23 protein-coding genes and 1 pseudogene are annotated in these 26,567 nt (G+C 41.3%); 4 read left to right on the top strand and 20 right to left on the bottom strand.

What is annotated here, in order from left to right; translation table 11 throughout:
• Window positions 1-30: 30 nt before the first annotated feature.
• Window positions 31-1,200 (top strand): aminotransferase A, encoded by a 1,170-nt coding sequence (locus tag C6Y02_RS04730; RefSeq protein WP_003210942.1) that lies wholly within the window; start codon window positions 31-33, stop codon window positions 1,198-1,200.
• A gap of 25 nt (window positions 1,201-1,225) precedes the next feature.
• Here the strand turns inward: C6Y02_RS04730 and C6Y02_RS04725 are convergent, their stop codons facing one another.
• Entirely contained in the window at window positions 1,226-3,055 is a 1,830-nt protein-coding gene (locus C6Y02_RS04725; protein WP_060596136.1) for a PAS domain-containing sensor histidine kinase, read from the bottom strand.
• Window positions 3,056-3,210: 155 nt separating this feature from the next.
• A complete protein-coding gene (locus tag C6Y02_RS04720; protein ID WP_106030772.1) occupies window positions 3,211-5,337 on the bottom strand; it encodes a peptidoglycan D,D-transpeptidase FtsI family protein in 2,127 nt (708 codons plus the stop codon).
• Between the two features lie 336 nt (window positions 5,338-5,673).
• Between C6Y02_RS04720 and C6Y02_RS04715 the strand changes: the two genes are divergently transcribed.
• On the top strand, window positions 5,674-6,474 hold the full coding sequence (locus C6Y02_RS04715) for a CAP domain-containing protein (RefSeq protein ID WP_106030771.1): 801 nt from the start codon (window positions 5,674-5,676) through the stop codon (window positions 6,472-6,474).
• 36 nt (window positions 6,475-6,510) lie between these two features.
• On the opposite strand, the gene C6Y02_RS04710 is transcribed toward C6Y02_RS04715, so the two are convergent.
• The 10 genes and pseudogenes from C6Y02_RS04710 to C6Y02_RS04665 all read right to left on the bottom strand — a co-directional run bounded on the left by C6Y02_RS04710 (window position 6,511) and on the right by C6Y02_RS04665 (window position 18,062).
• On the bottom strand, window positions 6,511-7,341 hold the full coding sequence (locus C6Y02_RS04710; RefSeq protein ID WP_248065056.1) for an NAD(P)-dependent oxidoreductase: 831 nt from the start codon (window positions 7,339-7,341) through the stop codon (window positions 6,511-6,513).
• A gap of 52 nt (window positions 7,342-7,393) precedes the next feature.
• A pseudogene (locus C6Y02_RS04705) lies at window positions 7,394-8,179 on the bottom strand (SDR family oxidoreductase).
• A 75-nt stretch (window positions 8,180-8,254) separates the two neighbouring features.
• Entirely contained in the window at window positions 8,255-10,216 is a 1,962-nt protein-coding gene (locus tag C6Y02_RS19780; RefSeq protein WP_106030769.1) for a methyl-accepting chemotaxis protein, read from the bottom strand.
• A 115-nt stretch (window positions 10,217-10,331) separates the two neighbouring features.
• On the bottom strand, window positions 10,332-11,360 hold the full coding sequence (gene splB, locus C6Y02_RS04695) for a spore photoproduct lyase (protein WP_060596131.1): 1,029 nt from the start codon (window positions 11,358-11,360) through the stop codon (window positions 10,332-10,334).
• Between the two features lie 82 nt (window positions 11,361-11,442).
• Entirely contained in the window at window positions 11,443-11,685 is a 243-nt protein-coding gene (locus C6Y02_RS04690; protein WP_044331928.1) for a transcriptional regulator SplA domain-containing protein, read from the bottom strand.
• A gap of 97 nt (window positions 11,686-11,782) precedes the next feature.
• Window positions 11,783-13,501, bottom strand: coding sequence for a phosphoenolpyruvate--protein phosphotransferase (gene ptsP, locus C6Y02_RS04685; protein ID WP_106030768.1), 1,719 nt, complete (start codon window positions 13,499-13,501; stop codon window positions 11,783-11,785).
• On the bottom strand, window positions 13,501-13,767 hold the full coding sequence (locus C6Y02_RS04680) for a phosphocarrier protein HPr (protein ID WP_003211078.1): 267 nt from the start codon (window positions 13,765-13,767) through the stop codon (window positions 13,501-13,503). The genes ptsP and C6Y02_RS04680 overlap by 1 nt, the downstream gene beginning before the upstream one ends.
• Window positions 13,768-13,860: 93 nt before the next feature.
• Complete coding sequence (ptsG, locus tag C6Y02_RS04675) at window positions 13,861-15,960, bottom strand: glucose-specific PTS transporter subunit IIBC (protein ID WP_060596129.1); 2,100 nt, start codon at window positions 15,958-15,960, stop codon at window positions 13,861-13,863.
• A 202-nt stretch (window positions 15,961-16,162) separates the two neighbouring features.
• Window positions 16,163-17,017, bottom strand: a complete 855-nt coding sequence (gene glcT, locus C6Y02_RS04670) for a glucose PTS transporter transcription antiterminator GlcT (protein ID WP_034662832.1) — start codon at window positions 17,015-17,017, stop codon at window positions 16,163-16,165.
• 55 nt (window positions 17,018-17,072) lie between these two features.
• Window positions 17,073-18,062: a LacI family DNA-binding transcriptional regulator gene (locus C6Y02_RS04665; RefSeq protein WP_060596128.1), complete on the bottom strand. Its 990-nt coding sequence runs from the start codon at window positions 18,060-18,062 to the stop codon at window positions 17,073-17,075.
• 93 nt (window positions 18,063-18,155) lie between these two features.
• Here C6Y02_RS04665 and C6Y02_RS19290 point away from each other — a divergent pair, with 93 nt between their 5' ends.
• Window positions 18,156-18,299 carry a hypothetical protein gene (locus C6Y02_RS19290; protein WP_162839370.1) on the top strand — a complete coding sequence of 48 codons (144 nt, stop codon included), beginning with the start codon at window positions 18,156-18,158 and terminating at the stop codon, window positions 18,297-18,299.
• A gap of 53 nt (window positions 18,300-18,352) precedes the next feature.
• On the opposite strand, the gene C6Y02_RS04660 is transcribed toward C6Y02_RS19290, so the two are convergent.
• The 6 genes from C6Y02_RS04660 to C6Y02_RS04635 form a co-directional block, all read right to left on the bottom strand.
• Entirely contained in the window at window positions 18,353-19,447 is a 1,095-nt protein-coding gene (locus C6Y02_RS04660; protein WP_106030767.1) for a M24 family metallopeptidase, read from the bottom strand.
• A gap of 104 nt (window positions 19,448-19,551) precedes the next feature.
• Complete coding sequence (locus C6Y02_RS04655) at window positions 19,552-21,468, bottom strand: heavy metal translocating P-type ATPase (protein WP_106030766.1); 1,917 nt, start codon at window positions 21,466-21,468, stop codon at window positions 19,552-19,554.
• A 293-nt stretch (window positions 21,469-21,761) separates the two neighbouring features.
• A complete protein-coding gene (gene stoA, locus C6Y02_RS04650) occupies window positions 21,762-22,250 on the bottom strand; it encodes an endospore biogenesis thiol-disulfide oxidoreductase StoA (protein WP_106030765.1) in 489 nt (162 codons plus the stop codon).
• A gap of 54 nt (window positions 22,251-22,304) precedes the next feature.
• Window positions 22,305-23,621: a polysaccharide biosynthesis protein gene (locus C6Y02_RS04645; protein WP_034662848.1), complete on the bottom strand. Its 1,317-nt coding sequence runs from the start codon at window positions 23,619-23,621 to the stop codon at window positions 22,305-22,307.
• Window positions 23,622-23,934: 313 nt separating this feature from the next.
• Window positions 23,935-24,588 (bottom strand): cell wall hydrolase, encoded by a 654-nt coding sequence (locus tag C6Y02_RS04640; protein ID WP_095285075.1) that lies wholly within the window; start codon window positions 24,586-24,588, stop codon window positions 23,935-23,937.
• A 307-nt stretch (window positions 24,589-24,895) separates the two neighbouring features.
• Complete coding sequence (locus C6Y02_RS04635; protein ID WP_024424688.1) at window positions 24,896-25,090, bottom strand: hypothetical protein; 195 nt, start codon at window positions 25,088-25,090, stop codon at window positions 24,896-24,898.
• A gap of 167 nt (window positions 25,091-25,257) precedes the next feature.
• On the opposite strand from C6Y02_RS04635, the gene C6Y02_RS04630 reads away from it, so the two are divergent.
• Window positions 25,258-25,446: a YkvS family protein gene (locus C6Y02_RS04630; protein WP_106030764.1), complete on the top strand. Its 189-nt coding sequence runs from the start codon at window positions 25,258-25,260 to the stop codon at window positions 25,444-25,446.
• A gap of 123 nt (window positions 25,447-25,569) precedes the next feature.
• Here C6Y02_RS04630 and C6Y02_RS04625 read toward each other — a convergent pair whose 3' ends face one another.
• Window positions 25,570-25,788, bottom strand: a complete 219-nt coding sequence (locus C6Y02_RS04625; protein ID WP_034662856.1) for a hypothetical protein — start codon at window positions 25,786-25,788, stop codon at window positions 25,570-25,572.
• Between the two features lie 271 nt (window positions 25,789-26,059).
• Window positions 26,060-26,557 carry a preQ(1) synthase gene (queF, locus tag C6Y02_RS04615; RefSeq protein ID WP_003211403.1) on the bottom strand — a complete coding sequence of 166 codons (498 nt, stop codon included), beginning with the start codon at window positions 26,555-26,557 and terminating at the stop codon, window positions 26,060-26,062.
• Window positions 26,558-26,567: the final 10 nt, after the last annotated feature.

Below are 26,567 nucleotides of genomic sequence, written 5' to 3'. Positions count from 1 at the left end.
TAAAAACATAAATTTTTAAGGTGATGAGAAATGGAGCATTTGCTGAATCCAAGAGTAAAGGATATTGAAATTTCAGGCATTCGAACATTTTCAAATCTCGTATCGTCATATGAGGATGTCGTTTCTTTGACGATAGGCCAGCCCGATTTTTATACGCCGCATCATGTCAAAACAGCTGCCAAAGCAGCCATTGACGAGAATTTCACCTCGTACACTCATAATGCTGGTTTCCTAGAGCTAAGACAAGCGATCCAGCACTACATCAAGAAGAAAGTCAATCTTGATTATGATGCAGAGTCAGAAATCATTGTGACGACAGGTGCAAGTCAAGCGATTGATGCTGCGTTTCGAACCATTTTGTCAGAGGGTGACGAGGTCATTTTACCTGGACCTGTCTACCCTGGCTATGAACCGATCATTCGAATGTGTGGCGGGAAGCCTGTACATATCGACACAACGAATGCTGGCTTTAAATTAAATGCCAAGCTGATTGAGGATGCATTAACGGAAAAGACAAAGTGTGTTGTGCTTCCTTATCCTTCGAACCCAACTGGTGTCACGCTTTCGGAAGAAGAATTGAAAGAGATTGCCCAGCTCCTTGAAGGAAAAGACATCTTTATTTTATCCGATGAAATCTATAGCGAGCTGACATTTGACCGGCCGCATCATTCAATTGCCTCTTTCTTAAAGGAACAGACCATTGTGATTAACGGACTGTCTAAATCTCATAGCATGACCGGTTGGAGAATTGGCTTTTTATTTGCTTCAGCTCCAATTGCTAAACATGTATTAAAAGTACATCAATATAACGTGTCTTGTGCCTCGGCTGTCTCACAAAAGGCGGCACTTGAAGCTGTGACAAATGGTGTGGATGATGCACTCATCATGAGAGAGCAATATAAGAAAAGACTCGATTATGTATATGATCGGCTCATTTCTATGGGGCTTCCGGTCATTAAGCCTTCTGGCGCTTTTTATATTTTTCCATCCATTGAATCGTTTGGGATGAGTTCCTTTGATTTTTGTATGGAGCTGTTAGAAAGTACAAGACTTGCTGTTGTACCAGGGTCTGCTTTCTCTCCACTCGGCGAAGGGTATGTGCGTCTGTCCTATGCTTATTCACTTGAAACACTGAAAGAAGGACTTGACCGCCTAGAACAATTCGTCCTTGAAAAACGTTCAATTCATTTAACAGACTGAAACAACGGCTCTCTTGCCGTTGTTTTTATTTTGCAGGAAACATGATGTGAAATACGGTGCCCTTTTCGGGATGACTATCCACACGGATCGTCCCGTTGTGATTTTCTAAAATATTAAATGTCACCATGAGGCCAAGTCCAGTGCCTTTTTCCTTTGTCGTTAAAAAAGGCTCTCCTATTCGCTTCATGACCGATTCAGGAATGCCGACCCCTTCATCACGAATGGTGACGAGAATCCCATCTCTTTCTGCTTTGGCCGTAATGTCAACCTTACCTCCGTCCGGCATGGATTCGACGGCATTTTTGATTAAATTGATAAACACCTGCTTGAGCTGATTTTGATCCCCGTTCATCAGGAGATCCTCTTCTATCTCACTTGTATTCATTAAAATACCATTTAAGTTCGCTTGTGTTTCTAATAGAGCCGTGACTTCGCTGATGATTTTTTTCAAATCAAGTGTCTGCATCGATGCCGTTTGCTGCGGTTTTGCCAGCATGAGCAACTCGCTTAATATAATCTCTATCCGGCTCAGCTCAGAGAAAACAATCTCGAAATATTGATCGCGATCTTTTGTTTTCGGTTTAATGAGCTGCAAAAAGCCTTTGATAGCGGTCAATGGGTTCCTGATTTCATGTGCAATGCCAGCTGCCAATTGACCTGCGATCGATAATTTTTCAGATCGGAGCATGAGCTCTTCTGTCTGCTTACGTTCCGATATATCTCTTAAAATAATTTGAACGGCTGTTTCCCCAAAGAATGTGGTTGGGATACACACCATTTCAGTATAAATCAGCTTGTGTTTAAATGTATGACAGCTCATCGTGACAATCTCGGAATCTGATGCTCTTTCAATAATACGCGACAAGCTCTTTTTCACTTTTTGCTGGTCACAGGAATGTATCTGGTGGAAAATATCCTTTCCTATTAATTTATCGTAATGTTCGGCTTCAAATAATTTAATGCCTGATTCATTCATAAACACCCATTTATGATCATGAATGACCGCAATCGTATCAATGGAGTTTTGGATGAGCAGCTGATACCGCTCCCGGCTTTTTTGAAGAACGGTTTGGAATTTCTTACGGGATGAAATGTCCACTAACAGCAAAAGCTCTGCCCGCTGATTTTGATAGATCGTAGGTGATGACTTCACTTCAATATGAATGCTGCTCCCATCTTTCCGCTTCCATATCTGTTCAATCATTCCGACTGGAAGGCCTTGCTGCAGCCTCGTAATTCGGCTTCTCACAATGTCATGGTACTCCTCAGCAATAAAGTCAAATGCAGTTTTGCCGATCATGTCATCTCTTGTACTTACCCCCATTAATTGAAGCATCGCATCATTCGCATAAACAATTTCCCCTAAAATCGTAATACATAACGGATTTGGCAGCATGGCAATCAATTGTTCAGCTTCACTGACATGTTGGAAAGCCGGCAGACTGCCTAACGACTGTTCTGACACTTCTGATGTTGTTTGAAATGCTGCTTTTTGCGGTTCAGCGTCCAGCACCCTCATTTTTAGGATCATTTCTCTACTTAATTCACTGTCTAACTCATCACAAGCAACAAAATCAATACTAGCTTCAATCCATACAGCTGTTAGGTCACTTCTAAGCAGCCTAAAGTGGGAAATCTCTAGCATGTGCTGATTGTAGAAATAACTCTCGACGAGAAATTGATCTTCGGTATGAACAAAGTCTTTCAAAAAACACCCTAGTAAATCCTTTTGTTCATAGAGCAAAAGCTGCTTACAGTTAGAAGAAATGTAGAGAAAGCGGCCATTAGAAGAAAGAACGGCATGTAAATCAATATTCGAATAAAGCTGATTCGAATCTTTCATTTTTTGTTCCATCGTCGTCCGACCCTCCTTTTCATTTTTTAGGGTTGTCCTTAGATTGATGTATAAAAAAGATTCGCTAGAAAACCCGTATTTTCCTTCCGTCATCGAGGGAAACGTCCATATTTTCAGCAAAAAAGAGCACATTCTCTTGCTGTGCTCTCTGCTGTTTACTGCTTTTCGTATTTCTTTTGTAATTCAACGTACTTATCAATAATTTTACTTGGGATGGTTTTAATGACGGAATCTTTATCTGAGACATAAGGTGTCACGACACTAAAAGCCACCTTCGGATTGGACGATGGATAATATCCCCCAAAGGTTAAATTGTACGTGGCATTTCCCCACCAGCTGCGGTTAGCACCATAGTAAAAGGTTTGGGCCGTCCCTGTTTTTCCTGCGACATCATGCTGACCAAAACGGCCAGCGGCAGTTCCACCTGTTGATGTGACCATTTTCAGCCCCATTTTGACGCGGTCAATATCTGCTTTTGAATTGTTAATCGTGTTCAGCACTTTCGGCTCATATTTTTTCACGACTGGGCCTACTTCATTCTTCTTCGTTGGAAGGTGAACGCTTTTCACCACTCTTGGCTGAACGCGATTTCCTCCATTGGCGATCGTCGACATGTACTGGGCAACTTGAAGCGGTGTATACGTGTCATACTGGCCAATTGCTTCATCGAGCAAAAGTCCGCCGACCGTCTTAGGATGTGTCTGCATCCCGCTTGATTCCTGCGGCAGGTCGATCCCTGTTTTTACGCCAAGACCGAATTGCGCATAATAGTTTCTCATTTTTTGCAGGTGCTCAGGTCTTGCCGGTAACGGACCATCCTTTTGATAGGTGATGCCCGCCATTCTCATCGCTACTTGGAACATGTAGACGTTGGAACTTTTTTGGAGAGCCTGAAGGTCATTGACCCATCCAAGAACTTTGTAAGACTGTTTCGGCTTTCCATTACTTCCTGCAAAATAAAGCGGTGTATCCATATAGGATTGGTTGTGTGACATCCCGTCCTGATAACCGCCAAGTACTGTGGCTCCTTTGACAACAGAGCCCATTTCGTACTGGGTCGTAAATGTTCCGATGGCATAATCTGTGACGTCTCTGCCATCCATTTTCTTGCCAGACATTGCGAGAACATCCCCAGTGTTAGGGTCCATCATCACGACAAATGCGCGGTCCATCATATAGTTTCTCGCACTAGCGGATCTAAGCTCTGATTCGACGATCTTGTCGACTTCCTTTTGCAGCTCCATATCAAATGTCAGTGCAAGATCAAGTCCTCTTCGTCCCTCTGTCCGCTTGATTTCATCGAGCAGCTTCCCGCCAACCTGAGTATATTGAACGGTCGCTTTCTCTGGGTTCAGAAAATCCTCGTATTGATACTCTAAATAGCTCTTCCCTACCCGGTCATTTCGTGAGTAGCCTCTTGCCATATAGTAATCTTCACGCTCTTTTATAATGCCTTGCTCTGGTGTGGTCACACCGCCAAGTACATTATAAAGCGTCTTTTCATACGGGTATTTTCTTGTCCAATCATTGATGACATTTACACCAGGCAGTTCATCCAGATGCTCTGACACAAGTGAAATCTCTTCATATGTCAAACTCACGGATGACGTCTGCTTTGACTCTTTTGTTTCATCGAGTAAAGCCACTTTTTCGTCCCCTTTTTTCTCTTCATTTGGGTCCATTGCTTTCACGATTTGAGGCTCAAAGGCATATCCACCTGTAAATCTACGATAGATCGCTGCAACTGCTTTTTCCTCTGCATTTTTTTCGATCGCCTTGACCTCTTCCTTAGGCACGCGCTCTACTTGAAGTGGATAGACATCTTTTGCTTTAAGATTCTTTTGCTCTGCTTTTGAAATGAGCTTATCCGCTTCTGTCGGATGGCTCGCCAGCCAAAAATCTCGAATGTCACGCTCTCTCAAAAAATCAGTATCCATTTTTATATAAGTTGCAAGTTTTCTTGCTACTTTAATCTTATCCTTCGCCTTCACACCGCTTTCTGATGTATAAACGATGGCAGGTACACTTTCGTTATCAACGACGACTCTTCCTCTCGCGTCATACATTTTTCCTCTCGGAGACGGGTATGATGCTGTTTTGACCTCTGTTCGGTTTGCTTGCTTTTTATAATCCTCACCATTGACGATCTGCAGCACACCAAGCTTGATCACAAGTCCAGCAAATAAACTAAAGACAGCGAAGAAAAAGAGATTAATCCTCCAGGCGTTCCGGCGCTTGATTTTTTTCTGCTCGGCACCACCTTGATGCTGTTTCTCTCCCACTTATGTAGCTCCTCTCATCCTTTCAATCTTTTACAATTACCACTCATTATTGTAACACTTTTGTAATAGTTGTTACAGCGAAACAAGTGAAAAAAAGCTGTCAATCCCTATTATGCAAAAAAATATACTAACACTTTAAAATATTGGTATGTTTATGTCGTTTTCATTAAATGGAAGAATTCCCTATCCTTTGATATGAGGCGGGTTTTTTTGTGACTTTAACAAAAATGACAAACAGGCATTGTCAATGGAGGATGCTGGTACGTTTATAACAAAAAGTCCATGTTATGATTTTCTGTGAGAAAACAAAACAAAGATTTTAGGAGGAGTTACAATATGAAGAAGAAATCATTCTTTTTTTCAGCGCTAACGGCTGCTGCACTCATCACGTTCACTGGGGGACATTCAGCTGATGCGAAGGAGCTTAACCTGAAACAAGTAATACATGTACAGCATCAAACCATTGATCTTCATACATTAGCTGCAAAATTACATATCTCTTCAGATGTAAACAAGCTAAGCAAGTCGAATCAAAAAGAGATCGAAGCTCTTTTAAACAAGCTGATCAAAAGCGGTCAACCTGTTACTGGCACAAAAGTGGTGAAAGAAGTAAACAAAGCAAAAAATGAACAAAAACAAGAATCAGTGAAAAAAACTACTGCTTCTAAACCAAGTGCGCCAGCAAAACAAAATACAAACAACAATAACAATACAAAAGCTGATCAAAAAGACACAACGACAGCAAAAGCAGACAGCAGCTTGAATGCATTTGAAAAAGAAGTCGTTGAGCTTACAAACAAAGAGCGTGCAAAGCAAGGATTAAAAGCACTTTCTGTTGATTCAAAACTAAGCAAATCTGCTCGCGCAAAATCTCAAGATATGAAAGATAAAAACTATTTCTCTCATACAAGCCCAACTTACGGATCTCCATTTGATCAAATGAAGAAATTCGGTATCACTTACAAAACAGCAGGTGAAAACATTGCCCAAGGTCAAAGATCTCCTCAAGAAGTGGTGACTGCTTGGATGAACAGTGAAGGTCACAGAGCAAATATCTTAAATAAAAGCTATACACATATCGGTGTTGGTTATGTGAAATCTGGTAACTACTGGACGCAGCAATTCATCGGAAAATAAGATCAAAAAAGCCTGTCCCTAAGTGGGACAGGCTTTTTATTTCACCCATAATTTATATATACTCTGTGTCCCGCTGTTTTCTTCGCCCTGCTCACTCAGCTTTTCATATAGTGACTTTGCAAGTGAGAGTCCTGGCATTTCTTCTCCCATTAGTTCTGCTTCTTCAAGTGCAATGCCCATATCTTTAATAAAATGCTTCACATAGAACCCTGGCTCAAAATCACCTTTCAGCATTCTTGGTGCAAGGTTTGACAAGGACCAGCTTCCTGCTGCGCCCGTTGTGATGCTTTTGAGCACGTGCTCTGGATCAAGTCCTGATTTTTCGGCATAGGCCATAGCCTCTGCGACACCTACCATACCTGCTGCAATCGCAATTTGGTTACACATTTTGGTATGCTGGCCGCTTCCTGCAGGTCCTTGATATTGAATGTTTTCGCCCATTTTCTCAAATAAGGGCAGACACGCTTCATAGGCTGATTTTTCTCCGCCAATCATGATCGCAAGCGTTCCATTTTTTGCGCCTACGTCTCCGCCAGAAACTGGTGCATCTAACGCAAACAATCCTTTTTCTTTCGCTTTCACTTCAATTTCTTTTGCCAGCTGAGGCTTCGATGTCGTCATATCTATCAGATAAGTACCAGGCGTAGCATGTGCCACAAGCCCCTCTTCACCTAAATAGATTTCTTCTACATCTGATGGATATCCTACCATTGTGATGACAGCATCTGCATGTTCTGCAATTTCCTTCACTGCCGGCTTCCATGATGCGCCTTTTTGAATGAGCGCATCTGCTTTCGCTTTTGTTCTTGTATAAACGAGAACTTCATAACCAGCATCCATTAAATGTTCTGCCATACTGCGTCCCATTACACCAATTCCAATAAAACCAACTGTTTTGATTGTCACCCCATGTTCCTCCTTAAAGAGACTTTGTCAATCCACCATCAATGATGAGTGTTTGACCAGTCATATATGTACTTGCTTCAGATAAAAGAAAAACTGCATATGTTGCAAATTCCTCTGGCTGTCCATAACGGCCAAGCGGAATTGTGCGTTCAGCCTGTGCTTTGATTTCTTCAACCGTTTGGTGCTCTGCCTGCGCGCGGTGCTTGTCGAGCTGTTTAACGCGGTCTGTTTCAATTTTCCCTGGGGCTAACGTATTAATCAAAATTCCATCCTTTGCAAGCTCCTGAGCGGCTGTTTTTGTCCAGCCGGCAATAGCTGGTCTAAAAGTATTTTACAGCATCAAGCCTGGGATCGGTTCTTTTACTGACATGGACGCAATGTTTAATACGCGTGCGCCGTGTTTTTTCAAATAAGGCAATGCCTCTTTTAATAATCGAATATAGCTGAGTAAATGAAGCTGAAATGATTCCAACCAGTCCTCATCTGTTAAGGTTTCAAGCGTCCCTGTTTTAGGCCCGCCTGTATTGTTCACAAGAATGTCTAGACACTTCTCATCACCAGCTGCCGCTTGAACGAGCGCCTTGATTTGCTGCGCGTCAGACACATCACATACTTGATAAGTCAGCTTTCCTTTTACAAGCGGAGATAATTCTTTGACTGTTTCTTTCAGCGTGTGCTCATGCCTTCCTGAAAGCATCACATCTGCTCCCTCTTTTGCTAGAGCAAAGGCAATGGCTTTTCCAATACCTTGACTGCTTGCAGCGACCAAGGCTTTTTTTCCAGATAGATTGACATCCATGTCAACACCTCCTCTAGCTTTATTTTATCACACAAAAAGAACCTTGCTCACGCCGCAAGGTTCCTTTCCGCTTGATTACAGCTTAAACCGATCAACCGCCTGACGTAATGCCTGGCTTGATTCGTTCAGCATTTCAGTCGAAGTTTTCGTTCTTTCTAAAGCTTGGACTTGTTCATCTGTAGACGCATGCACTTCCTCAGCTGAAGCCGCAGATTCTTCTGAGATCGCAGCAATGCTTTGAATGGAGTCACTCATCTTCTGCTGTTCTTCTGTCATTTCATTGATCTGTGTATGAATGCTGTCGATTGAACCGACAAGTGCCTGCATTTCCATTGTGATACTGCTCAGTGCCTCGCCTGTTGCATTAATGGCTTCACCTTGTTCCTCATTCATCTTACTTGCTGCTGTCATCGCTTCAGCCGCCTTCTTCGATTCATCTTGAATGAGTTTGACGGTTTCACTAATGTGTTTGGTTGATTGCGCAGATTGTTCAGCAAGCTTTCTGACTTCTTCTGCAACAACAGCAAATCCTCGTCCGCTTTCTCCGGCTCTCGCTGCTTCAATGCTTGCATTCAGTGCAAGTAAATTCGTTTGATCAGAGATTTCAGAGATGGCGGTCACAACGTTTTCAATATTTTTCGTTTTATGTTCAAGGTCAAGCAGCATTTGCTCTACCTTTTTCGATTCTTCGCTCGCTTGTGTTGATTTTTGGACGAGCACACCAAGTGCATCAAGCCCTTTATAGCTTGCATCTTCAGATGATTTTGAGTTGGTTTGCATTTGTGAGGCAAGCTCACCCATATGGCGCACTTTCTCATACAAATGCTCTGATTTCTCATTAATCGTTTCTGCATCTGATGCCTGCTTAGACGCCCCTGTTGCCACCTCTTGAATGGCCGTTGCAATCTGTTCGCTCGACAGCAAGGTTTCATTTGATATTTGTGTGACTTCATCCGTTGATGTCACTACTTGGTCTGAAGCCCCTTTTACTTTTTCAATTAACTCTCTGATCCCCTCGGTCATTTGATTAAAGCTCTTCGTGAGGAAACCAATCTCATCTTGAGATTTCGTTTCAAGTGAGCTGGTTAAATCACCTTCAGACACCTTACGCACATGCTCGATCAGACGCTTGATTGGCGTTGTGATGCTTCTTGCTAATAAGAAACTGAGAATGATCGCAAGAACAATGGCAATGACTGAAATAATGATGCTTGTCTGATTCATTTGTTCTGTGATCCAAAGCAGTTTCTTTTTCTCAAAGCTGACACCTATTGTCCAATCGGCCTCTTTGATTTTAGATATGACCGTCAGTTCTTTGTTATCATCAAGACCGGAATTGTCGATCGCTTTTTTTACAGAAGCGACTTTTGATATGTTTTTTCCTTGCTCAGTTGGATGTGCCAAAATCGTTCCTTTGCCATCAACTAAAAAAGCGTTTCCCATATAAGGAATCTTTTGTTCCTTTATATACGATTGAATGGAAGACAGCTTCAAATCAAGTCCTGCGACTCCAACAACCTTTCCATTTCGCACAATTGCCTTGGTGGCTGAGACAACCATTTCATTCGTTGCTTTATCAATATACGGATCTGTCCAGATGACTTCATCAGGCTTTTCAGCCGAATTGATAAACCAATCTCGCTTAGTTGGATCATATCCTTCACCAAAATCAGACTCTGGGAAGGCAAACATTTTACCGTCACTTGTTCCTATATAGGCAAGTGAGATGAGTTCATCCTGCTCCTGCAAGACTTTTAGTTCATCGTTTTCAAAGGCTAATGTTTGTTTTGTTTGCTTTTGTGCAAAATCTTCAGTCAGTGTACTTGTTGCCAGTTTGTTAATTGTACCCCCGTAATTATCAAGCTTTTGTGCAATAATATCTCTCATGCTTTCTGCTGTTGCCGCTGTGGTGGTTTTTGCATCCCGTTCAATCAGTGGTGTTAATACCATGTTGGAACCCACTTGAACTGCCACAACGGTTAAAATTAAAATAACTGAGATGAAAACAGCTATTCTCACTTGAAGTTTCTTAAACATCTCATCACCCCTACATCCTACTTTCGCATCTTATTTTGTATATCGGCAAAATTGGTACCGCATTCAATAGTTGTAAGAAAATTTAAATAGAAAAAACAAGCCATAAAGGCTTGCTTTAAGTAAAATATTCAATTTTTGCAGACGGAAAGTACTGATCGATATATGATTCTAACGTCTGTCTTAGTTCTTGTTCCTCATCTTTTTGGTAGATATATTTCCCAATTCCATATCTACCCCACTTGTATCTTCTTTTTTCTTCATCCAATTCTAATTTTGATTTCGGATAGTTTTTTTGGATCACACGCTTCGCTGGTTTTGTAAAACGATGCTGAATCATTTCAAAGGTGATATCGTGCCTGACATCTTCAGTTAGGGCTGCATCGAGCTTTTCAAAAAGAACTTTATATCCTTCCTGCCAGCCTTCGTGAATGTAAATTGGGGCAATAATAAAGCCAAGAGGATAGCCTGCTTTTGCGACCTTGACAGCTGCTTCAATCCGCTGATCTAACGGTGATGTTCCGGGTTCGAAATATTTAATGACATAATCCGCATTGATACTAAAGCGGAATCTTGTTCGGCCATTATGCTTTGCATCAAGTAAATGATCGACATGATGAAATTTGGTGACAAAGCGAAGCTTACCAAGATCAGTCTGGCCGAAGTATTCAATCGCTGCCTTTAGTGTATGTGTCAAATGGTCAATTCCTACAATATCTGAAGTACAAGAAGCTTCAAATCTCGTGATTTCAGGCGCACGCTCGTTCATGTACTGCTCCGCCTGATCTAATATTTCTTCAACATTCACATATGTTCGAATGTACGGCTTACTTCCCATTGTCGTTTGCAGATAGCAATAATGGCAATGCCCCATACATCCTGTCGCAAATGGGATCGCATACTCTGCAGATGGTTTAGACGTATCAAACTTCAACGTTTTCCTCACACCAATGACAAGCGTTGATTTCGCATTACGATACTTTTGCAAGTCATTTTTACCCGGAATATTTCTTACTTGGTTATGTGAAGTCGTTTCTCTTATTTCAATACCCATACCCTCGAACTTTTCCTTCAGCTCTCGTCCTAACGGGTACTCTAACGCCCTTGGTTCAATGTAAACAAGCTGGGGCACAAAAGGTTTGATCATATTTAGCACATCCTTACCTTATAGGTTTTCATACGGTTACTTTAACCGCGCAGGATGGCTTTTATCCTTTCTAAAATCTCCCTTATTCAAACAAATCTTGATAAAGAGCTTCTGCTTCTTCATATGTCGGAAAGACCGCATCATCTGGAGCTAAAGGATGATACGTTTCAAGTAAAAATAGGGCAAGCTCCTCTTCGTTATATGGATGTGATACAATTTCTGCTTCTTTGATTTGTGCTACGTTTGCTGCATGTGGATTTCGATAAATCACATATACTTGATCACCCGGTTTATAGTCTGAGAAAGGCAATCTGGTCACCTCCATTTTTCTTATAGGATGCCCTTCTCTCTGCCGGATATGACCCAATATGATAAAATTCGACAAAAAAACCAGACAGGGTTACTGTCTGGTTTGAATTCACTTAGTGATGTTGAAACGTTTTCTTCACGAAATCAACCACTTCTTCTGTTGTGCTAAGTGATAAAATATGCTCTTTAAATGATGCAGCTTCTTCCTTAGAAAGCTTGCTTAGCTGTGTTCTTGCTGGAAGAATAGATGTTGCACTCATTGAGAATTCATCTAATCCTAATCCAAGTAGAAGTGGGATTGCGATTTCATCTCCTGCCATCTCACCGCACATGCCAACCCATTTACCTTCTTTATGCGCTGCTTCAATAACAAGCGTAATCAAACGTAAAATCGCTGGATTGTAAGGCTGGTAAAGATAAGACACTCGTTCGTTCATTCGATCAGCAGCCATTGTGTATTGAATCAAATCATTTGTTCCAATACTGAAGAAATCAACTTCTTTTGCGAATTGGTCTGCGATGACAGCGGTTGATGGAATTTCTACCATTATACCGATTTCAATGGAATCGGATACGTCTGTACCAGCGGCAACCAATGCTTCTTTTTCTTCAAGTAAAATGGCTTTTGCTTCTCTAAATTCTGATAATGTCGCGATCATAGGGAACATGATTTTCAAGTTTCCATATGTACTTGCACGAAGTAAGGCGCGTAGCTGTGTTCTGAAAATCTCCTGTTCTTCGAGGCAAAGGCGGATCGCTCTAAAGCCAAGGAACGGGTTCATTTCTTTTGGAAGCTGCAAGTAAGGGAGTTCTTTATCGCCACCAATATCAAGTGTGCGGACAACAACCGCTTTACCTTCCATCTTCTCTAACACTGTTTTATAAGCATTGAACTGTTCTTCTTCTGTTGGAAGCTGATCTCTGCCCATGTATAAAAATTCTGTACGGTACAATCCGACTGCTTCGCCGCCATTTTCAAGTACACCTTTTACATCTTCAGGTGTTCCGATATTTGCAGCTAGCTCTACGTGAACGCCGTCTTTTGTGACCGTTGGCTGGTCCACCAGTTTCGCCCATTCCGCTTTTTTAGCTAAGTAGTCTTCATGCTTTTTTTGATACGCTTTCACTTCATCTTCAGAAGGCTGAATGATGACGTCTCCGCTAATACCATCGACAATGATCAGATCATTGTTTTTCACCGTTTTTGTTGCTTCTTTTGTTCCAACAACTGCTGGAATCTCCATAGATCTTGCCATGATCGCTGAGTGAGAAGTACGACCGCCGATATCTGTCGCAAAACCTTTGACGAATTGTCTGTTCAGCTGAGCAGTATCAGAAGGTGTTAAATCTTCAGCGATGATGATGACTTCTTCAGAAATCATGCTTGGATTTGGAATGTCAACGCCTAGCAAATGTCCAGTTACACGTTTTGTTACGTCGCGAATATCCGCTGCACGTTCCTTCATGTATTCATTGTCCATTGCTTCGAACATGGTGACAAACATTGTCGCTGTTTCTTTTAAAGCAAATTCAGCATTTACTTTATCAGAGTGGATTTTATCCTTTACTGGGTTTAGCAGCTCTGGATCACTTAACACAAGAAGGTGTGCAGAAAAGATATCTGCTTTGTCTTGGCCAAGCTCTTTTAGCGCATGTTCTTTAATTGCTTCAAGTTCTTGTTTAGAAACATGAATTGCTTCTTCAAAACGCTTCACTTCTGTCTCTGGATCATTGATGTCTTTTTGGTGAACTGTTAAATCTGGTTCTTCCAGACGATATGCTTTTGCAATCGCAACGCCTGCTGAAGCACCGATTCCTTTCAGTTGTTGCATTACTCGCCTAGGCCTTCACTTTTCATTGTGTCTTTAAGCGCAGCAAGTGCATCATTTTCATCAGAACCAGAAGCAGAGATTGTGATTGTAGCACCTTTCGCAATTCCTAGAGACATTACACCCATAATAGATTTTAGGTTCACTGTTTTACCATTATATTCTAAGTTGATATCAGCATCATATTTACTAGCAGTTTGTACAAGAACTGTTGCAGGACGTGCGTGAATTCCAGAATCTGCAGTTACTTTGAATGTTTGTTGAGCCATTTTTATCAATCTCCTTTTTATACAATTAATACATCCACAATATTATATCATACTGCCGAGCTTGTCATCTAACAAGAACGGCAGTTATGAAAATTATTTTGAAATTTTCATGATGTTTTCTTGACCAGCTTTGATTTCACCGGATTCTTGAAGGTCAATAAATTGTCCTTCACCTAAGTTGGTAAATACAATTGGTGTCATCAAAGATGGTACTTCAGACTTAATTTTATCAATATCAACCTCTAAGAGTTTTTGACCGATTTCTACTTGATCTCCCTCTTGTACAAATGCTTCAAATCCTTCTCCTTTAAGGCTGACCGTATCAATACCGAAGTGGATTAAAATTTCAAGTCCACCGTCAGATTGCAGGCCAATTGCGTGTTTCGTTGGGAATACATTTAAGATCTTCCCTTTCACCGGTGAAACCACCGTTCCATCTGTTGGCAAGATGGCGAAACCGTCACCCATCATTTTCCCTGAAAATACTTGATCTGGTACATCTGTAATCGGATGAAGCTCCCCTGTAATTGGTGAAGCAAAAATTTCTTCACCTAGCTCGTTTTGAAGCGGTTTTGCAATGACTTCTTCGACCTGCTGGCTGACTTCTTCTTTTGCAGAAGGGTCTTTCGCTGGACGAGGCGTGCGGCCTGCAATGATGTCCTGCATTTGTGTTTTTAAATTATCAGAGCGTGGTCCAAAGATGGCCTGGATGTTGTTTCCTACTTCGAGAACTCCTGAAGCACCAAGCTTTTTCAAGCGGTCCTTGTCCACTTTCTTCTGATCATTGACAGTGACACGTAAACGCGTAATACAAGCATCAAGGTGTTTAATGTTTTCTTGGTCACCCATTGCTTCAAGAATTTCATAAGGTAAGTCATTACCCTTTTCAGACTTAGCACTATCTGCACCGTCAGCTGCTTCATCCTCGCGGCCTGGCGTTTTCAGATTAAATTTGCGAATGGCGAATCTAAATCCGAAGTAATAAATAGCAGCAAGTACGAGACCAACTGGAATCACAAGCCACCAAGCGGTTCTGTTTGGCAAGATACCGAATAAGAAGAAGTCGATTAATCCCCCTGAGAAGGTCATACCGATTTTCACGTTTAGAATATCCATAATCATAAAGGATAATCCAGCAAATACACAGTGGATTGCAAATAACACTGGTGCAACAAACAAGAATGAGAATTCAAGCGGTTCAGTAATCCCTGTTAGGAAAGAAGTCAGGGCTGCTGATCCCATAATTCCAGCGACAAGCTTTTTATTCTTTGGTTTTGCTTCATGGTAAATCGCAAGTGCTGCTGCTGGCAGACCAAACATCATGAACGGATATTTCCCTGTCATGAATGTACCAGCTGTCAGCTGAACACCATCTTTGATCTGCGCCATGAAGATACGCTGATCACCACGGACAAGCTCACCTGATAAGCTCTTATAACTAAAGAACTCATACCAGAATGGCGAGTAGAAAATGTGGTGCAGACCAAACGGAATTAATGAGCGTTCAATCACACCGAATACAAAGGCAGCAAGCGGCTCATTCGCTGCGAGCAGTCCTGTTGAAAACGAGTTCAGTGCACCTTGAATTGGCGGCCAAATGACTAGCATCAAAAGCCCTAAAATAAGTGCTGAAATAGATGTAACGATTGGAACAAAACGTTTACCAGCAAAGAAGCCGAGATATTGCGGGAGCTCAATTTTGTAAAATTTATTATACATATAAGCTGCTAATACCCCGACAATAATCCCGCCGAAGACGCCGGTAGACAAGGTCGGAATGCCGAGCATATTAATATACGCTGGATGGCTTTCCTTAAAGAACTTAGCCAATTTGATGGAATCGGATGGAATCGATCCATTGGCCATTAATACGGCACTCATTGTCACGTTCATGACAAGATAACCGATAATTGCGGCAATCCCTGCCACACCGTCTCCATTAGCAAGACCGATGGCAACCCCTACAGCAAATAAGAGCGGAAGATTCGAGAAGACAATGTTCCCCGCATTTTCCATGACACTTGCAACAAGCTGAATTGTATCATTGCTTAAAAATTGAGCTACATCAATCAGCTGCGGATTTTGCATCGCATTCCCAAGTGCTAGTAAAATACCAGCAGCAGGAAGGATCGCAACTGGAAGCATAAGTGCTCGTCCAATTTTTTGCAACACACCAAAAAGTGATTTAAACACTGGTTGAACCTCCTTTTGTTTTCGCTTACAACATACATGTGGGACGCTCCCTGACGTACATTTCATAATTAACCGTTTACATTTCACCTTCAAACACAAAAAAAGGCATGGTGATATAAGGTTGCGCAAATAACAGGATCTTATCCTGTATTTACCTTAAGTCACTCATGCCTGATCGAATCAGTTACACGTTTCAAGGAAACTATGAAATTTTATTTGTCAATCTGTACAGATGAAGTGTCAGGTAGACAGCCTCCGCATCCTGTACAGGCTTTTTCAATGCATGTTGTAATATTTTGATCATTTTCCAAGCAGTATTGTAGCATAAAGGATATTCATTTTTCAATAGATGAAGCAATTTTTCTGGCTCCTCTAATGATTCTTCCCGTTTAATGCGCTCAATCGAAAATGTAATATGGCGCAATAAGCGTAAATAATGAATACTTTCACGGTCTACTTTCATATGAAATGAATCTTCTATGACTTGGACCATCTGCGTAATAAGCTGCGAATGACGGTTCACCTCAGATAAGGGCCGATTCGTCAAAGCTGAGTGAATATGGAGCGCAATAAAACCAATCTCGCCTTCTGGCAGCTTTGTTTCGACATCTGAACGCTCGTTAATCAGCTCAACGACTTCCTTTGCGACCTCGTATTCTTTCGGATACAGCGATTTAGTCTCAAGCATAAAGGGATTGGTGATATCATATCCTTGCTGCACCCGCTTAAAACTAAAGGCAATATGGTCAGTCAGGGCAATATGAATATGCTCATTCAAACGGTGCCCCATTTTTTCTCGTATATGATAAATGACGTCATTGGCAAGCTCGATCATGTTCTCATCAATGTGGTGAAGCAGCTGTTTATATTCTGTTTGTTCTTTTGTATTTTTAAGTACAAACATTTTTTCAAATGTGTCTTGATCGAGAACATCACCCGATTTTTTCCCGAAGCCGATTCCTTTCCCAATTAGAACCACTTCGCCCCAAGAAGGGTGTCTTGCGATGATGACATTATTATTTAAGGCTTTATCAACGGTGAAGGATTCCATGAACATCCCCACCTCCTTCTTATTCAATCCCTCTTATCGTACAAAACAGATGAAACGTGCGTCAACGATTGTTTTTGAAAACGGTGGTTGATCGCTCGATCAGGCGAAATGGCAGCATTCTTTTTTCTGGTGCCTCTCCCTTTACGGCCCGGTCGAACAAGTCAAACGCTTCCTGACCCATTCGTTTAAGCGGAATATCAATGCTGGAAATCCCCAAAGCCTCACTCAATTGATCATTTTGAAAACCGAGTATGGCTGGAGATTCTCCTACTTTTATATCATGACGCTGCGCCTCTAATAAAAAGCCTGCTGATACGTCGTCATTTGTGATGAATAATGCTGTGGGGCGATTCTTCATCTCCTGCCACTCTGTGAATAATTGTTTTCCATCAAAAAGTGTGAGCTTCCCTTCGATGATCCATTCTTCATCAATCTCCTGCCCGAGCGATTTCATCATATCTTGATAAGCTTGAAGTCGTGACTGGCTGTTTGCGCCTTCTATTCTGGCTAGAACAATCGCGATTCGCTGATGTCCGCATGCTGCTAAATGATGCAGCCCTTCTTTAAATGCTTGATCATGTGCAATCGACACCGTTGAGCAGTCTTCAAAAGGCGCCGGATGGCAAAAAATAATAGGCCCGGATTCCTGCCACCTTAAAATGTCTCGATCACTTAACGCATTTGAGCAAAAGATTAACCCATCCACGCGGCGCTCTTTTAAACTCATCAATGCTTCTTTTTCTTTTAAAGGATCATACCCAGTTTGAAATAAAGCAAAATGCATACCGCGCGCCTGTGCTTTCTCGGCAATCCCTGTGACAAGTCTGCTGAAATAAGAATGATCAATCGTTGGAAGAACGATGCCAAGCATATTTGAATAGCCCTTTGCTAAATGTACAGCCTGAATGTTTCTCGTATATTTGAGCTCTTTCATCGCATGTAGCACTCGTTCTCGTTTTTCTTCTTTGACATAAGGATGATCATTCAACACACGTGATACAGTTGTCACAGATACGCCCGCTCTTTTCGCAATCTCCCTTATGTTTGGCATTTTTTCTCCTACTTTCTCTTGATATGGTAAGCGTTTCATACTTTAAGATGTATGTGAGCTGAACAAATCACTGGATGGAAAGGGGAATTCAAGATGGGTATCATCATATGGATTATATTATGTATGACTGTTTTGTTTTCTGCTCGTTTTGCACTACATCCTTTAGGAAAAGAACATAAAATCAAACCGTTTGAATCAATTGATGATTTTTTTGTTGATAAGGATCGAAAAGAGTGACAAAAAATCACGATGACACTTCCAAGACATGGACGTTCATCGTGATTTTTTTATTACTTGATGATCGTCAGCTCTTTCGGATAATTGGTTAAAGTGACTGGACCATCTGCTGTGATCAGTACATCATCTTCAATTCTGACGCCGCCGACTCCTGGGACGTAGATCCCCGGTTCGATCGTATACACCATGCCTTCTTGGAGAAGATCATCATTTGCCTGGCTCATAGAAGGAAACTCATGAACAGACACCCCTAGACCATGCCCAAGGCGGTGAGGGAAATAGTCCCCATATCCAGCTTCTGTGATCAGCCCGCGTGCTTTTAAGTCCAGGTCTCCAATTCTCACGCCCGGCTTACTCATTTCAAGTGCCGCCATTTCTGCGTTCAGGACGGTTTGATAGATGTCCTTTTGCTTGTCAGAAGCTTCCTGATAGATGAATGTTCTAGTAATGTCTGAGCAATATCCATCAACAATGACACCAAGGTCAAATAACACAAAGTCGCCTTTTTTTAAGGCTGCCTGCCCTGGATTTCCGTGAGGCTCTCCTGATTTTTCGCCAAAGAGAACCATCGTCGAAAAGGACATGCCTTGAATGCCTTTTTTCTTTAGCTCATATTCAATGACAGCGAGCACTTCTGTTTCGGTGATTCCTTCTTTTAAGGCGTCCACCCCGATTTTTACACCTTCATCTGCCAATTGAGCGGCTTTTTTCAGTGTAGCAATTTCAGATTCATCTTTAATCAGTCTTAGCTGATTGAGCTCTTCTTCTGCCCGGACAAAAGTTTGTGCCCCAGTGGCAGCTTGAAGCTGCTCTGCTCTTTGAAGCGGAATCGACTCTTTTTCAATTGCAAGTCGAGTCGCTCTTACACCGCGTTTTTCTACTGCTGACTGAATGAAATCAAATGGATTCTCATGGTCTTCATAACCAATGATATCGCCTGACCATCCAGCATTTTTCGCCTGATCGACTTCCATTTTAGGCAAAACAAAAAATGGATCTGCCTCTTGAAACACAAACAGCCCCATTACTCTTTCATGCGGCTCTGTGAAGTATCCAGATAGATAAAACACATTTTCCTTTGTATGTATAAATGCACCTTGAATGTCTTTTTCCTTTAGCCAAGAAGACAAGCTCTTCATTCGGTTCATCGTGATCCTCCTCACACGTTTTTCTACTGATCTATTGTATCAGTTTTTGCTATATTTCGCACAAAAGCGCACTGGCAGAAGCCAAGTGCGCTATGATGATTCGCTTAAGATGCCCGAAGAAGACGCAGTCCATTTAAAATGACCAAAATCGTACTTCCTTCATGCCCGATGACGCCAAAAGGCAAATCAAGCACTTGTAAGAAATTCGCACAAATTAACAAACAAATCACCGTTAATGAGAAAATAATATTTTGCTTAATGATTCGATTCATCTTTCTTGAAAGACGGATCATCTTTGTTAAGTTATTTAAATTGTTCTTCATTAAGATCAGATCTGCTGTTTCTAAGGCCACGTCTGTGCCTCCGCCCATCGCAACCCCCACATCTGCTGTGGCGAGTGCCGGTGCATCATTGATTCCGTCTCCTACCATGATGATGGAATTAGCTTGTTTTTTAAGTTGATTGACCTCATGTACCTTTTCATCTGGAAGGCACTCAGCGACAACCGTTTGGATGCCGGCTTCCTGCGCAATGGCTTCAGCCGTTTTTTGCTGATCTCCTGTCAGCATGACGGTTTGTATGCCTAAATCATTCAGCTCTTGAATCATTTTTTTAGCTTCAGGTCTAATTTGATCCTTAAGGCCAAGGCAGCCAACGACTTCTTGATCCTTTTGAACATACACCACTGTGTATCCTTTTTCAGAAAGATAATCTTCCTTCTCTTCGATCTCGCGGTCCATTGAAGCCTTGCCGGCAAAGTCTTTCTTCCCAATCCGCCACGTTTCTCCATTCAATTGTGCCTTTACACCAAAACCAGAGGTTTCTTCAATGGTGACATGAGCTGATCTTTCTATGTGGTGCTCTTTTGCCATATCAGAGATCGCTTTCGCTAACGGGTGGTTTGATTGACTTTCAATTTGATAAAGCGCCTGATAAAAAGCAGCTTCCTCTTGTCCTTTAGCTATCACAACTTGATCTACAGCCGGCTTTCCGCTTGTAATCGTCCCCGTTTTATCAAAAGCAATCATGCTGCTTGTGCCTAGCTTTTCTAAAAAGACGCTTCCTTTGACAAGCATTCCGTTTCTTGCGCCGTTTGATATTAGTGACAAAGCAGCTGGCATAATGGATGCAACAAGCGCACAAGGTGATGCAACAACCATAAATACCATGGCCCGGTAGAAGGTTTCACTCATGCTCCAGCCTAGTACAAAATGAGGCAGAACCATTAAAATCGCGACGGTGATCAGTACACCTTTTACATACGCACCTTCGAATTTTTCAATAAATGCCTGGCTTGGTGACACACTTTCCTGAGCCGATTCGACAAGTTTAATAATTTTATGGAAAAGCGTTTCTTCATTATGTTTGGTGACTTCTACTGTTAAGGAACCATTTAAGTTCACTGTTCCTGCAAACACGTCTTCGCCCTGCCCTTTTTCTTGTGGTACAGACTCGCCCGTGAGCGCAGATTCATCTACACTTGTTCTCCCGCTTAAAATCACACCATCTGCTGCAATACGTTCCCCAGCTTTGATCATGATACGGTCACCTGGTGTTAAAGATGAAGCAGCGATTTGAATGGTCGTGCCATCTTCTTCAATTAAAGTCGCTTCATCTGGTGCGATGCTCATTAAAGCTGTTAAATCCTTCTTGCTTTTATTTGACGTATACGTTTCAAGCGCACCACTTAGTGAGAAAATAAAAATTAAGATAGCGCCCTCTGCCCAATATCCAATGATAGCTGAGCCTATGGCTGCGAAAATCATTAAAAGTTCAACATTCAAGCTTTTAGACGAAATGGTTTCTTCAATTCCTTCCTTCGCCTTTGCAAAACCTCCAATCATAAACGCAAGGATAAATAAAGGAATACTCCACATGCTCTCATCCTTTAGAATCCATCCAATCAAAATGAGAATCCCCGAGATACCTGCTGCTATTAATTCTCCGTGCTGTGCCCATTGATGAAGGGACCATTTTTCCTTTTGATTTGTTGTTTGATAAAGTGCTGTATTCTCATTCATGATTGTTTTCTCCTCTCTAATTGATAATGGTTTTCACATCATCAATCGTTGCCCGTTTCTTTTTTCATCTATATTTTCTGCTATTTCAAGCTTTTTATAGGTCTGTCATTCATTATAACAGGTTCTGATCAATTTTCAATTAATAATTATTATAATTTCTTTTTGATAATAATTATCATTATTGATGTGGACCATTCCGTCTCTTCTGAGCACAGTTTATTCAGATGAAAAGCAATTGAACACAAAAAAGAACCAAAGGAATGAGCCTTGGTTCTTAACAATAAGGTTTCGTTCTAAAAATCCGTCCACTCTTTGATTTGTTTTTTCGTCAGTGGACCTACATGATTTTTCACTATTTCCCCTTTTTCATTTATCAAAAAGGTGGTTGGAATGGTGATGATTTGGTATTTCTTCATCATTTCTCCGTGCTCATCTAGAATGACCGGGAATGTAAACTTTCTGTCTTTCACAAATTGGGCAACCGCATGTTTACTTTGTTCAGCCCCTAGTAAATTCACGGTTAAGATATCAACATCACTCTGATTTTCTTTCACGATTTGGTCAAATAAGGGCAGCTCCATTTTACAGGACGGGCACCATGTTGTCCAAAAATGCAGGATGGTCTTTTTTCCTTTCGGCGGAATCATCTGCGTATCACCAGTTAATGTAGAAGCCTCTATCCTTGGCGCCATAACGGATTCTTTTGCTTCAGCATCGTTGCCTATGAGTAATAGAAGCAGGGTCATCATGAGAAGCCTGGCGGGTAGACATTTACGATTCATCAGGATCTTCCTTCCCAGTTTTCTTATAGCTTGCCCTCTCGATCACAATGACATTCAAGCTTTTTTCATTCTAAGAAACATGGAAACGCCGAGCTCCTTACATATTGTCGCATAATGCAGTGCAGTCAGCAGCAGCATCCCCGTATTCATCCCTAATATAACCCCCATCATATTTAAGCTTTCAATTGAACCAAGAAAATAGACCATAGAAAACGAGACGACATGCACCCATATATTATGTAGGAACACATCTTTAATGAGCCCCATACCGATTAAACACGCTTGAAATGGCATCACAAACAGATGGCATAAAAAGTACGGCCAAAGCAGCTGTAAATAGACAGCAGCTTGCGGTGAATCAAAAAAGAGATGTGTGAGCGGATAAGCAAAATAATACATCACCATCACTGCCGGCACCCCGTACCCAAACGTAATGAGTATTGCCTGCCTGACACGTTTTTTCACAAGATCATACTGACCTAATGCATAGGCTTCAGATACATTGGGAATCATCACAATCATGATGGAATGGGCGATAAACGCTGGGAAAAAACCAATCGACATCGCAACACCAGCCAGCATGCCGTAATGATCAACAGCAAGTGTGCCAGAGATGCCTGCTGCAATAAGCGCTCCTTTGATTAAAAACGGTTCAACCGCATTGGCGATCGCATGAAAAATCCGCATGCCCGTTGTCGGAATGGAGACGGCTAAGAGGCGCTTTCTCACGTCAATCCCTCTTAATTCAACAGACCTGACATTGACAGCATTTTTCGCCATGACGTATTGGGAGTATAAATAAATAAAGACGACGAGATCACTCGCGACAATGACACCGATGGCAATGAGTACCGCTGTTTCAATATCAAACGAATACCAATGAAAAAACAAAAACAAGCAGATAAGCTGGATCGTTTTCTTCAGCATATTGGCGAGAGCGATCCTGCCCATTTGCTGCTTTCCCATAAAATAGCCGCGTGCGATAGAGGTAAACGCAATAATCGGAATAAGAGACAGCACCAGCCCTTTCATGAGCGGATGATATGACTGAAATACAGGAATGAACGGCAGTACAATCGCTGCGATCCCCGTTGTTGTACATGTCACCACAAGCGTCATTTTAAACGCATGGCGGAGCATACTTTTGTGGAGCCGCTCATGCGATTCTGCAATGAATTTAGAAATGGAGACTGGCAGCTCTAAGCTGGCGATCACAAGGACAAGCATGATGATTGGAAGGATACTCATATATAGACCCATTCCATGTTCTCCAAGCTCTCTCGCTAAAATCATATTGACTAAAAACTCTATACACTCCGCAATGAAAGCTGCGACAGATAGCAGAATGACCCCTTTTACAAATCGATTCATGTAGCCTCCCCTTTGTCTAAAAGCAAATTCTTTTCACATTCTATGAGACAAGTCCTGAAAATATTTTGATAATTGAAGACAAAAAAAAGAGCGATCTGATTGATCGCTTTAGAATATTGACAAAGGGCTAAAAATGATCTTTATTTTAGCCCTTTGTCTTCCTTTCAGCGTGATAGAAAACCTTTGAAGTCTAGGAAGGACGAGCACTGGCGCGGAGCGAATTTGACATTCGTGAGCACCGGAGCGCAGACCTGACAACGAATGCGAGGGTTTGTCTACACGCTGGAGCGATCTGATTGATCGCTTCTTTTCTTTATACGGCAAATACGTGACGACCGATACGTTCTACAATTTTGCGGGAACGAATCCAGTTATCTGTTGCCGTTTTGGGATTATAAAAATAGATGGCCTTTGTTGTTCTGTCATGTTCTTTCACTACCTGTTTCACAGCTTTAACAGAATCTTGATCTGCTTTATCATGAATACTTCCATTCGATACTGGCTGGAAAGCATTTCGCTGATAAATAACACCTTTGACACTGTCAGGAAACGAGCGATGCTCCACCCTGTTTAAGACGACGCTTGCCACAGCTTTTTTACCTGCGTAAGATTCACCTTTCGCTTCAGCGTGTACCAATCGTGAGAGTAGCTCCATTTCTTCATTAGAATAGCGTTTGGCGCTTTCCTCATTCGTCGTTTCTGATTTTACTCTTTTCTTTTGCTTCGTTTTTGAAGACTTTTCTTCTGTAGACGTACTAAGCATTTTGACTTTCGGCTGACGCTTCTCCTCTGAAAATGCTGGGATGACTTGATCGTGATCATCTTGATCTATATATGAAAGCTCATGCTTAACAGGTGCTTGTGAAAGTTCGTGACTTAATGTGCCTTGCTGCTCTTGTAGGTTGTCCATCTTCATGGCTGCGACCAGCATAAGGATGACAAAAAGAGCTGTATGAATTTTCATCATTCGCCTCATTCCTCCTTTAATCAAAATAGGCGGTAAGATACTTGTCCACTCTAACAAGAGCTCCTTCTATTTTCACGCACAAAGATTTGCATGCCTGTCCAAATTCCGTCATTAAATGGCATTTCTTAGTTGAATTGTGTATCAACTGGAATTGTTAGCGCTTAAAAAGGTCCTTCTTCCGCCTATAATCATCCTTATGCTCCTGATTATGGGTTATTACATTTTCTTTTCAGATGTATCAAGCTGGTATGAAGTGTGACAAAAGAACTAAAATAAAAAAGCTTTCTCTCATTCATGAGAAAAAGCTTTAGCTTCTTGCTTCTGTAAGATATTCAAAAATAACATCTCCACCATGTTTCGCAATCCCGCGAAAATGCTTAAAATCATCTTGATTCACCAAGACCGAACGAAACGTTAAAAAATCATCTTTTTGGATGGTCACTTGCTTTTCCGTCCCATTTCGTAACGATTCAAGGATTGTGAGGATTTGTTCTTCAGTCAAAAAAACCGCTCCTTTACAGCCATCATCAAATATTAAATATACCATCCGTTAGGAAAGCATACAACGAAAACGAAACAAAAACGTCTTTATCCTTTACATTGGTATGAAAATATTGCAAAATACTTTTTAATAGGGAATGAAATCTGTTTTTAAAGGAGAGGGATCGGTTGAAGATTGCAAAAATTGGAAATGTGATCGAATTTAGAAATGGTTTAACAGGTGTAGTTGAAAAAGTGAATGAAAACTCTGTCATTGTGGATGTCACCATTATGGACAACTATAGAGATTTAGAACTGGATTCACTAACAGTCGTTAATCATAAAAACTATAAAATCATCAAAGACTCCGTACAATAATTTGCAATCCTCAATTCAGACTATCGTTACATACGTATATACGAAGCAAAGCTGCTCTCGTTTGACAGTTTAGCTCTCTTTGACAATCACATATGAAAAAGACTGACACTATATGAAGCGGTGTCAGTCTTTTTGCGTATGAAAGGTTTGCATTTCCGCTTTCGTCTTGTACATGTCAACTTCCTCGGGGGTGATAACGCCTTTATCAATCAAAAGTGCAATCACTCCAAGCAATGTGGAGGCACTCCATTTATATCGTTCTTTGTTTTGATGTTCGAGCATTTGAAGCTCTTCTCTTAGCTCCATCAGCAGCTTCTCTGTCTTTTCTTCTTTGTTTGCCAACTCAAACGCCTCCGTTTTCCGTTCATTGCCCTCTATTTTATCTCAAAGCAAATAGGATAAGCAAAAAAACACGTTTTACCTTTACAAACATACGTTCTGTCATATATAATATGTTTACGAGCTGGTAGCCCCCAGCCGTCCTAGCAAGTTCTATTCCCATTTGTATGAGAAGAGCGACATGACTCTTCTCTTTTTTTATAAGTTCAGCCTGATTGATTCATTTTAACCCCGTAAAAAAAGACATGTCATCAGGCATGTCTTTTCCTATTGATTAGCGATTATCAATCGTTTCTGGATACATATCATGGTTCATCATACGATATGATGCCATTTCTTCATATTTGGTACCAGGTTTTCCGTAGTTCGTATACGGGTCAATTGAAATACCGCCTCTTGGTGTAAATTTGCCCCACACTTCAATGTATCTTGGGTCCATCAATTCAATGAGATCGTTCATAATAATGTTCATACAATCCTCATGAAAGTCACCATGGTTACGGAAGCTGAACAAATATAATTTTAGTGATTTACTTTCGACCATGATTTCATTTGGGATATAGCTGATATAAACTGTCGCAAAATCCGGCTGACCTGTTTGCGGACAAAGTGACGTAAATTCTGGGCAGTTGAATTTCACAAAATAATCTCTATTTGTATGTTTATTCGGAAACGTTTCAAGCACTTGTGGTGCATAATCAAACAAATAATTGGTCCCTTGATTTCCTAGTAAAGTGACACCTTCTAATTCTTCTGGTTTTCTTGTCGTCATGTCGTCTCTT

Origin of the sequence: Bacillus sp. NMCC4, from assembly GCF_002998555.1 — a bacterium.
Lineage (GTDB): Bacteria > Bacillota > Bacilli > Bacillales > Bacillaceae > Bacillus.
The sequence above is the reverse complement of the archived record's forward strand: the minus strand, read 5'-3'. Positions and strand labels throughout refer to the sequence as shown.